Annotated in this window: 7 protein-coding genes and 2 pseudogenes; 7 read left to right on the top strand and 2 right to left on the bottom strand. The window is 35.8% G+C overall.

Annotated features, from left to right (window positions below; translation table 11 throughout):
- A pseudogene (locus MKL32_RS12340) lies at positions 1–772 on the bottom strand (IS4-like element ISAba33 family transposase); the annotation flags it as partial.
- A gap of 61 nt (positions 773–833) precedes the next feature.
- Between MKL32_RS12340 and MKL32_RS12335 the strand changes: the two are divergent.
- The 6 genes and pseudogenes from MKL32_RS12335 to MKL32_RS12310 all read left to right on the top strand — a co-directional run.
- Positions 834–995 (top strand): annotated as a pseudogene (locus MKL32_RS12335) (dihydroorotase); the annotation flags it as partial.
- Positions 996–1,313: 318 nt separating this feature from the next.
- On the top strand, positions 1,314–2,807 hold the full coding sequence (locus MKL32_RS12330; protein WP_270900609.1) for a DUF4331 domain-containing protein: 1,494 nt from the start codon (positions 1,314–1,316) through the stop codon (positions 2,805–2,807).
- A 15-nt stretch (positions 2,808–2,822) separates the two neighbouring features.
- Entirely contained in the window at positions 2,823–3,062 is a 240-nt protein-coding gene (locus MKL32_RS12325; RefSeq protein ID WP_004914937.1) for a hypothetical protein, read from the top strand.
- Between the two features lie 56 nt (positions 3,063–3,118).
- Positions 3,119–4,234, top strand: a complete 1,116-nt coding sequence (locus tag MKL32_RS12320) for a tetratricopeptide repeat protein (RefSeq protein ID WP_270900608.1) — start codon at positions 3,119–3,121, stop codon at positions 4,232–4,234.
- 96 nt (positions 4,235–4,330) lie between these two features.
- The gene (locus MKL32_RS12315; protein WP_270900607.1) at positions 4,331–6,448 is read left to right on the top strand and encodes a TonB-dependent receptor; all 2,118 of its coding nucleotides are present in this window, start codon (positions 4,331–4,333) and stop codon (positions 6,446–6,448) included.
- 30 nt (positions 6,449–6,478) lie between these two features.
- Positions 6,479–7,327, top strand: a complete 849-nt coding sequence (locus tag MKL32_RS12310; protein WP_204379398.1) for a hypothetical protein — start codon at positions 6,479–6,481, stop codon at positions 7,325–7,327.
- A gap of 255 nt (positions 7,328–7,582) precedes the next feature.
- Here MKL32_RS12310 and MKL32_RS12305 read toward each other — a convergent pair whose 3' ends face one another.
- The gene (locus tag MKL32_RS12305; RefSeq protein WP_126132659.1) at positions 7,583–8,938 is read right to left on the bottom strand and encodes a hypothetical protein; all 1,356 of its coding nucleotides are present in this window, start codon (positions 8,936–8,938) and stop codon (positions 7,583–7,585) included.
- Positions 8,939–9,206: 268 nt separating this feature from the next.
- Between MKL32_RS12305 and MKL32_RS12300 the strand changes: the two genes are divergently transcribed.
- Positions 9,207–9,916, top strand: a 710-nt coding sequence (locus MKL32_RS12300; RefSeq protein WP_270900535.1) for a tyrosine-type recombinase/integrase, incomplete at its 3' end; no start/stop codon positions are given.

The raw sequence follows: 9,916 nt of genomic DNA, 5'->3' as shown, positions 1-9,916 counted from the left end.
GTTTCGATTTCCCAGCGTAATGCATAATCACGAATAGCAGAAGCATTAAACATAGGAGAAACAACAAGTAAAAGTTCTCCATCTTCTAATCGTAGCGCACTAATATACAGTTTCACTCGACCAACCCAAATACGTCGTTTACGACATTCAGTTTGACCAACTTGAAGATGACGAAATAAATCACTAATTTTATGATTCTTGGCTAAGTGATTGGTCACAATAAAGTTTTTTTAACACGTATACAGAAGTGAATGTCATTTTCAATTAACCATGTAAACCATTTCTCACCGATAAATTCTCTGTCTGCGAACACATTCACAATACGATCTTTACCAAAAATGGAGATAAAGCGTTGAATCAAAGCAATACGCTCTTTTGTATCTGAATTGCCACGTTTATTGAGCAATGTCCAAACAATAGGTATCGCTATTCCACGATAGACGATGGCTAACATCAAGATATTGATATCTCGTTTTCCCCATTTCCAATTAGTTCTATCCAAAGTTAATTGGACTTTATCAAATGAAAATATATTGAAAATTAACTGAGAAATTTGACGATAATCGAAATACTGACCTGCAAAGAAGCGTTGTATACGTCGATAAAATGATTGTGGTAAGCACTTGATGGGTAAGGCTTTAGATGCAGAAGAAAGATTACATGTCTGTTTTACAATTAATGCAAGCATAATCAGTGTAAAACATTTTGCATGTGACTTGTTCCACTTTAGATATTTGTTTAAGATGAGATGTAACTCATTGAAATGTGTCATCATATTCGTCGTCAGAAAACAAGTATTATGCCATTATTTCAATGAGTTATCTTTTTTTGTCGTGTACAAAGAAAAAAATTATATGCAATGTGGTTGGACTCCATTCCAAGATAAAACCTTTCGTTATGAAGTTGATACCACCATTGTTTCTGGGCAACTGGCGTGGCATCAAAATCAGTTATTTTTAAATTGTCGTGGACAAGCATTAGAAATTAATCGTTAAACAAGGAATGATTTTATATTTTTAGAGATCAATGAAACTAAAATTCACTGATCTCATTTCATAGATTCAATATTTTCCTGCCTGATTTGATCATCAACTTAGGCTATTAACGTATAAACCAAAAAACTATTTAAAATATAAAAATCAATCATATAAGAAGAAATGTTAAGTGCATCACACAAAATTCACAAGCTGATCTGTAAAACTAAAATGTCTAATGCATATAACTACTTTTCAAATTAGGGAAAAGCATAAGACCCATAACAACTTATCAAAAATTAAAACCTAAGATCAAAAAAGTGATCAAGGAGATACTCTATGGACTCTCGCCTACTTATTGCAATCTTGCTAAGTAGCTTTAGTGCAACCACATTTGCTTCAAGTCACCGAGAAGCACCCTCAATCACTAAGCTACCAAAAGTAGATGCTACAGATTTTTATATGTTTAAAAGCTATGAATCTGGGCGTAGTAACTACGTTACATTATTAGCCAATTATCAACCACTTCAAGATGCCTATGGCGGCCCGAACTACTTTTCTCTTGATCCAAAAGCATTATACGAAATCCATGTAGACAATAATGGCGATGCTCAAGAAGACATCACCTTTCAATTCAAATTCAACCAAGAATTAAAAGACCTTCAAGTTCCAGTGGGCGGCAAAAATATTTCTGTTCCATTATCTAACATCGGCAAGATTACCAATGTCGGTAGTTCAGCACAAAATACGGCTGAAACCTACACAGTGACGATGATTAAAGGAGATCGTCGCAAAGGTGATCGTAATGTGCTCGGCACTTTCAAAAAACCATTTGATAATGTAGGAACAAAATCTATTCCTAACTATCAAGCTTATGCAGACACTTTTGTACAAAACGTGAATTTCGGAAGCTGTGGTTCAGGTAAAGTTTTCGTTGGTCAACGCCAAGAATCTTTTGCGGTGAACTTGGGAGAAGTATTTGACTTAGTCAATATCAAAATTCCAGCCACTCAACTTGCACCTTCTGGTGTCAATGCTGAAGATCAAGGCTTAAATACAATTGCTGATAAAAACGTCACGACGATCGCTCTTGAAGTTCCACAATCATGTTTAGTGTCAACAAACGATACTGTGATTGGTGGTTGGACGACTGCGAGCTTACCTCAAGCAACCTTATTAAATCCAAATCCTGATAGCAACTTGAACAGCGCATCAAAAGTTGGTGGTGCATGGACTCAAGTTTCACGTTTGGGTATGCCGTTAGTCAATGAGGTTGTGATCGGCTTGAAAGACAAAGACAAATTCAATGCTAGCAAGCCAGCCAATGATGGTCAATTTGCTGATTATGTTACTAATCCAGCACTACCAACTTTAATTGAAGTTCTGTTTAAAGATGCCACAGGCGGCGCTGTTGTAGCACCAACCAACTTCCCACGTACAGACTTAGTGAATGCATTCTTATTGGGTATTCCTGGTCTCAATCAACCAAAAAATGTGAAAGCGTCTGAGATGCTACGTTTGAATACAGCAATCGCACCGACAACAAAAGACAAACAAAGTCGTTTAGGCGTCATTGGTGGTGATACTGCTGGTTTCCCAAATGGTCGTCGCCCAGGTGACGATGTTGTAGATATTGAGCTTCGAGTTGCTATGGGCTTGTTGTGTACGATTGATGGTGTAAATACTGCCGTAGGTTGTAAAGCAACTGATGCCAAAGCTGGCGGAATTAGTTTTACTGATGGCGCGTTACAATCACCGCAACAGTTCGGTACAACATTCCCTTATTTAAATACTCCAGTGTCAGGCTCACCGTTTAATACAGCTAGCAAATAATCAGGAGTAAACACCATGAAAAAATATATGCTGTTGTTCATGGTTGCAATTGGATTAAGCGGATGTGGTGGCGATGATAATAAATCTAAACCCAACAATAACAACCAATCTCAAGGTGATGCTGTACTGAAAGAAACGTTGATATTGACCAACCAATCGCAAAGCAACTTTGAACAAGCTGAACCAAAAACTCTGACTGCAATATCAGAAACAACCATAGATAACAAAGCTGAACCTGTAGCAGTTAAATTTTAAAACAAAAGCCCTTGGTTAGATTAGCTAACTAAGGGCTTTTTTAGGAGTTTTTCTAAATGTTAATCCGCCAACTTACCCTTGCTGTTTTAGTACTTAGTTACTTTGGTCCTGTGCATGCACATCCTAAACATCAACATAAAAATACAAGCTCAGAACTTACAAACAATCAAAGCAGTTTGAATAATCATTATAACGATACAGTGAGAAACCAAATTGTGACCGTATTACTCGAAAAAGCATATGCTCGTGGCGATGGTGATTTATTGGAACAAGCTGAAAACCTAATGAAAACCAGTAAAAATCCTTCCGATGTGGAAAATAAATTACTAGCAACTCGATTAGCGCAGGCTAACCATGATTTTAGTACAGCAGAAAAAACTCTAAAAGAAATACTGAAATCCCAGCCAAACCAATATGATGCTATTTTACAGCTCGCAAATATTTACAGACTTCAAGGTCAATTCGATCAATCGCTTAGCTTATGCAATCAACTAAATGATTCCGAAGTCAAATGGTATCAAGCTGGCTGTATCCTCCAAGTTGAGGCAATGACCAAGAGTTATTCAGATTTAAAACCTAAAGCAGATGAGCTTTTAAAAGCGACCTCACGACTTAGTAAAAATGATAAACAGTGGTTTGGAAATATATTGCTTGAAGTTGCCACACGATTTAATGATCAACAACTTGCGATGCAAGCTATTCCCTTACTTGCAACAGATAACCTACCTAATACTCTCGCCAAAGCAAATTGGTATATCGCTCAACAACAATATCAAACAGCATTAAAGATCTTAGAACCCTATCGTTATCATGATGGTGCTCTTTATCGAATTATTTTAGCGAAACAGAAACTAGGTGATCACTCATCAAATAAAGACCTGAGTGAATTAAGCTTGCGTGTTCAAAGCTTATTAAAAGAGCAAGATCACATCCATTTGAGAGAACAAGCACAATATCTTTGGGTATCAAAGCAATACCAAGAAGGTCTCAAGATCGCTGCGAAAAACTGGGATATGCAAAGAGAAAATGAGGATTTTGAGGTTTATGCAGAACTTGCACTCGCAAGCCAAGACCGTATAAGCGCTGAAAAACTGTTGCGTTGGAGCACGATCACAGGTTATCAAAATCCAACTTATCTTCCACGTTTGAAACAAATGGTTGCTGTGCTTTGATTTTTTTTAATATAAATGATTTTAATCGTTACGATTCACAGTGATTTCACAGCAAAAAAATTAAGCTAAACCATAAAACTATATAAGTGAAAAAAAATGAAAAAAAAGATCATTTCTTTACTTTTGATGGGTAGTAGCCACTTTTACTTGAGCCAAATGACTTATGCAGGTGGTGAACTTATTCTAGGTCTTCCGATGATTAAGCTCTCAGCTTCGTCTTCTACAGATGAGCCATTTGGTATTGCTACAACTGCTTCTCAAGGTACGATCTCTCAAGAGCAAATTCAAACTCGCCCACTCTCTAGACCTGGTGAAGTACTAGAAACGATACCAGGAGTCATCGTAACGCAACACAGCGGTACAGGTAAGGCAAATCAGTTTTTCCTGCGTGGATTTAACCTAGATCATGGTACCGACTTTGCCACCTCATTTGATGAAATCCCTATCAATATGGTCAGTCATGCACATGGACAAGGCTATACCGATTTAAATTTTCTGATTCCAGAACTGATTGAAACGATTCAATATCATAAAGGTGCAACATCAATTGATGATGGTGATTTCGCTTCGGCTGGTACTGCGAAAATTTCAAGTATTCATTCATTAGATCGTCCCTATGTACAAATGACGCTAGGAAAAAATGATTTACTTAGAGTTTTAGGTGTCGGCAATCTGCAACTGCAGAATGGTGAAATTATTGCTGCAATTGAAAATTTCAATAACGATGGTCCATGGATAAATCCTGAGAATTTATCCAAACAGAATGTATTTCTAAAATACTTTAGCGGAGACCACAGTAAAAATAAGTCCATCGCTTTTCAACATTACCAGTCTAAATGGGATGCAACTGATCAAATCCCCGAGCGTTTAATTGACAGTGGGGAGATTGATCGATTTGGCAGCCTAAATACCAGCGACGGTGGAAAATCCTCAAGAACTGCACTTTGGTACAATTCGAAGAATCATGATGAAAAACAATTCTCTGAACTTTCATCATATGCCGTCTATAACAAGCTGAACTTATTTTCTGATTTTAGTTATTTTCTTAATGATCCACTACGTGGGGATCAATTTGAACAAGCGGAGGAACGCACAACGCTTGGTGCAAAGTATCAAAAAGGTTGGGCTACGGTTTGGCAAGATAAAGACGTTTTAAATACATATGGCAGCTCTTTTAGATATGACTACATCGCGGATATCGGGCTTTATCAAACTGAAAACCGTCAACGCTTCCACACAATTCGCCAAGATGATATTCAAGAGTTTTCTTTTGGCATTTGGGGTCAAAATCAAACCAGTTGGCAACCTTGGTTAAAGACTATTTTCGGTGTACGTGGTGATTTTTATTCTTTTGATGTTAATTCAGATCGCAAAGAAAATACGGGTAATGAAACTGACCACATTCTTAGCCCTAAACTGAGCATGGTTTTAGGTCCTTGGAAAAATGTTGAATATTATCTGAATTATGCTTATGGATTTCATAGCAATGATGCTAGAGGCACCACAACTCGCTTAAATATCGATCCAAGAGACAGTAACTATTTAAGTAAAATTGATTCTGTTTCGCCATTAGTCAGAACCATCAATTCTGAAATTGGACTCAGAGCTAATTTTATTCCAGAACTTACGAGTACGATTGCTTTATGGCAACTTGATTCTGATTCAGAACTGGTATTTATTGGCGATGCAGGTACAACGGAGGCTAGTCGACCAAGTAAACGCCAAGGGATTGAAATTTCACAGTTCTATCAACCTACTGATGCGTGGATCATCGATTTAGATGCGGCATGGTCAAAAGTAAGATTTAAAAATCATAGTATTGAAGGAAACCACATACCAGGTGCGATCGAAAAGACTGTCGCTGCTGGTTTTACATACCATTTTAATGAGCAATTAAACTTTGGTGGTCGTTTACGTTATTTTGGTTCACGTCCACTGATTGAAGATAATTCAGTTCGTTCAGACTCTTCAACTTTGGTGAACTTACAAGGCAGTTATCAATTTAATAAGAACTTCCAAGCACAACTTGAATTGTTCAACGTATTTGATCAAAGAATTAATGATATTGAATACTACTATGCTTCATGCGCTCGACAGGATTTAGGAGATTCGGCATGTTCTCCTAGCTCAACTGAACGCGAAGGTATTCTAGATAAGCATGTCCACCCAACTGAGGGAAGAAATCTCAGAATGACCTTACGTTATTTATTCTGATTTTCAACATGAATGCTCAGGAGAAAAGTTATGTGGTCTCAAAAAAAACTAAATGTTTCACAGAGCGCATTTCTCTTTAGCATCATCGCGCATGTTGCGATCCTCATCGTACTTTTAAAACCTGATGCTGAAAATAGCTCTGATATTACTTCGACTATGAAAGTAACTTTTGTTTCGGCATCAGTTAAAACAAATAATGATACAGTCCGTATAGCTTCTAAGCCCTCCTCATCAACGGTCAATCAACTTCAGACTCAGAATTCAAAAAGTTTAGATGCCTCCTCGACTGACAGCACCACTTTAGCAAATCAAGTCCCCGATTTTTTTGATCTCACTCAAGATACACAAATGATAGAGGCTAATAATTTATATGATCCATTATTAGATGCACAAAACAGAGCTAAAAAAGCCATCAAAGATGCAAAGGATGTGTCTAATCTGTATCAAGCAAATATTAAACCAATGGATACAAATTTTTTGGAAGATAATAAATCACCCATCTCGAAGTCTGAAACTGAGTCATTAGGTTTATACAAGGTCGATGTCATTGATGATCCTAAAGATTTAGAGCTTTACTCTACTTTGATTGAGCTTAGTATGACATCGCCTTCAAAAGATGATGAATTACAAATAAATCAGCTCACTCAACAAATCACAAAACTTTTACATGAAAATGATTTGAGTCTTATCAAAACGAAACCAACAACGATTGAATTTACGATAGATCCCGTCAATCTGATTGTGCTTATTAAACTTTCTGCTGACTCAATCAAAACACATCACAATCTCAAAACATTATTGGAAAACATGTCATTTGACGCGATTTTTATAAATAGCAATCTGAATGAAAGACCTTATTCTTTAACGGTCGAAGTTTAAAAACCTAAATTCTCAACGATCTGAATTTGATTAAAAAATAATAACCACACGAAAATGGTGAAAGTATTAAGAAATTTTCAAAAAGCGCTTAACTAAAGTCGAAACCCATAGAAAGAGCAAAGCGACTATTATTCAGTTAGTAGCCGCTTTTCCACTTATTTTGTCTTATGATGAATGGGAAGCGATTGCTGTACCACATCAAAAACAATTAGTAGATGATACTAGGAATTAAATATACCTTTTCTACTATAATATTTAGAATATACATGCATTATCATACTCATTAACCCAATTTCTTAGTAATTTAATATTTTCGATCTCTTGAGAATAGTCAATATCTTCAAGTAAGTTATTATCCCTTCTTATTAATATTTCGAACCCTGAATACATTTCTATACGCGGCATATCGAGATGCTCAATAAATTTTAGAAGAAAATTAAAACCATCTTCTTCATCTCTGAATTTCGATATCCTATCCAAGTTAGGAGAAATAGTTTGAGCAATTTTAGAAAAATAATTTATTTGAGAATTGAAGACTAGTCTAGCTTTGTCTTTTATAAAAGCTTTTGAATCAATCATTATATCTTTGCATGTCAAACCACAAATATTGAGGATTCTGTCCAACTCGCCAATTACCTCTTGTTTACTGTGATATTCTTTTATTTCCATTAAATTTAATAATACATAAAATAAAATTGGTCGTTCTAAAAGTTTAAGACCATTTTTTAAAGATGAATTGAAATAAATATAATCTTGTAATTCTTCAGCACTAAACCGCTGTGATGGCTTATATAACCTATCCACTAAATTACTTTGATTCAATAATTCAAAATGCCTTTCTGTGAAATTCAAACATATATTTATTAGAACCCTAGAAATATCAAATAATTTTTGTAAATGTGTAATTCTAAAGCGGTTAGCAATTAGATGAAAACAAGTCGAATATTCTGTCAAATTAATATTATAAATGTAATCCATATTAATTTTATCAAAACGGGCTATTAGAAAATTATAACTTGCTTCATCTTTAGATAAAGACGAAATAAGCCCCATAGAATTTATATATTCATCAATAGTCGCAGAACATTCCAATAAACTTACCATTGAAAAAGGATGTCTAGATAAAGCCTCACCTTGCGAATTAAAATACCGAGCAAATAAAACTGGTCTATCAGATACGTGCCCATAAGAATCAAAAACCTTTCCTATAGTAGGTCGTAACTCCCACTGCTTAGTGTTATCCTCCTGCCATATATGACTGTAATAAGATGGATATCTAATCTTTTTTAATTCATTCGTAAAACTTTTTATTTTATGAAAACTAAATTCATCACCTTTATTCTGCTTAAATTTTTGTCTTAATGCTTGATCTAAATTATAAAAATGAGTAACCCCATAAGTTGTATGCGTCATATCAAAGTAATGTCGATATTCGTGGATGGCTGCAGAATAAAGCTTTAAAGACTCCTCAAAATCACTTAATTTTGCATCATTCTTTAAGTGTCGCAAAAAACTTTTATCATCTACATTTAAAAACATAGAATAGTCTTCAAACCCAAAACTTCCTAATAAATCCGAGTCTGCAAGAATATAGTTACTATTTAACCCCAAAACCGTTCTCCAAAATATTATTTTATTTAGCTTACTACAGGCTTACGTTGCATAAACCCCAAAAACAACAAAGCCCCGATAATCGGGGCTAAGTCGTTGATATTTGGCGGAAGCGGTGTCCGTCTAACAATAGTCCATAGCAATCCAACCCAATATTATAAAAATATATTTTTCAATAATTTAAAGTTTAATCCATCCAACTTTGTCTTGTCTATTCCAATCATTTCCAGTATTTTATGTGGGGTAGGTTGAGGGGTAACCAAAGATCATGCCAAAGAAATCTAAAGAGCTATCAGCACTCAGTGTAGCAAAAATTAAAACAACTGGTCGACACTCTGTAGGTGGTGTCGATGGCTTATGCTTGAATGTCGAAGGCAATTCTCGTGTTTGGATTTTACGTGCTGTTGTTGGCAAACGTCTCGATAGAGATGGAAAGTTAAAACCTCATCGCCGTGATATTGGTCTTGGTCCCTACCCTGAAGTTTCATTAGCTGAAGCCCGAGCTAAAGCAACTGAATTAAGATTACAAATACGAAATGGCATTGATCCAATTGCACATAAGCAGAAACAGCTTGAAAAATTGCATAGCCAAAAACTTCGTGACAAAACATTCATGGAGTGTGCGGAAGTTGTTATTGCCAATAAAACCCGTGAACTCAAAAATCAAAAGCATATTGGGCAATGGTCATCCACATTAGAAACCTATATCTATCCAACTTTAGGTAATCTCACCATTGGCACAATTACCAAAGTTGATATTGCAGAAGCTCTTAAACCAATTTGGATCGAAAAAAATGAAACAGCCAAACGTATTCGTGGTCGCATAGAAACTATTTTTGATTATGCTAAGGCTATGGGATATTTTGAGGGTACTAACCCTGCTGAATGGAAAGGTAATCTTGAGCCAATCTTAGGCAACTTAAAACAGGAATCGCGCCCTCATCCATCCCTGCCTTATGAACAAGTCGCTGAGTTTAT

Source organism: Acinetobacter sp. AOR34_HL, assembly GCF_027854795.1.
In the GTDB taxonomy this organism is placed as follows: Bacteria; Pseudomonadota; Gammaproteobacteria; order Pseudomonadales; family Moraxellaceae; genus Acinetobacter; species Acinetobacter junii.
This window is presented reverse-complemented; position numbering and strand designations above follow the sequence as displayed.

Coding starts and splice junctions, on each gene's coding strand:
- MKL32_RS12330 (WP_270900609.1), top strand. CDS start 1,314: ATGGACTCTCGCCTACTTATTGCAATCTTGCTAAGTAGCTTTAGTGCA.
- MKL32_RS12325 (WP_004914937.1), top strand. CDS start 2,823: ATGAAAAAATATATGCTGTTGTTCATGGTTGCAATTGGATTAAGCGGA.
- MKL32_RS12320 (WP_270900608.1), top strand. CDS start 3,119: ATGTTAATCCGCCAACTTACCCTTGCTGTTTTAGTACTTAGTTACTTT.
- MKL32_RS12315 (WP_270900607.1), top strand. CDS start 4,331: ATGAAAAAAAAGATCATTTCTTTACTTTTGATGGGTAGTAGCCACTTT.
- MKL32_RS12310 (WP_204379398.1), top strand. CDS start 6,479: ATGTGGTCTCAAAAAAAACTAAATGTTTCACAGAGCGCATTTCTCTTT.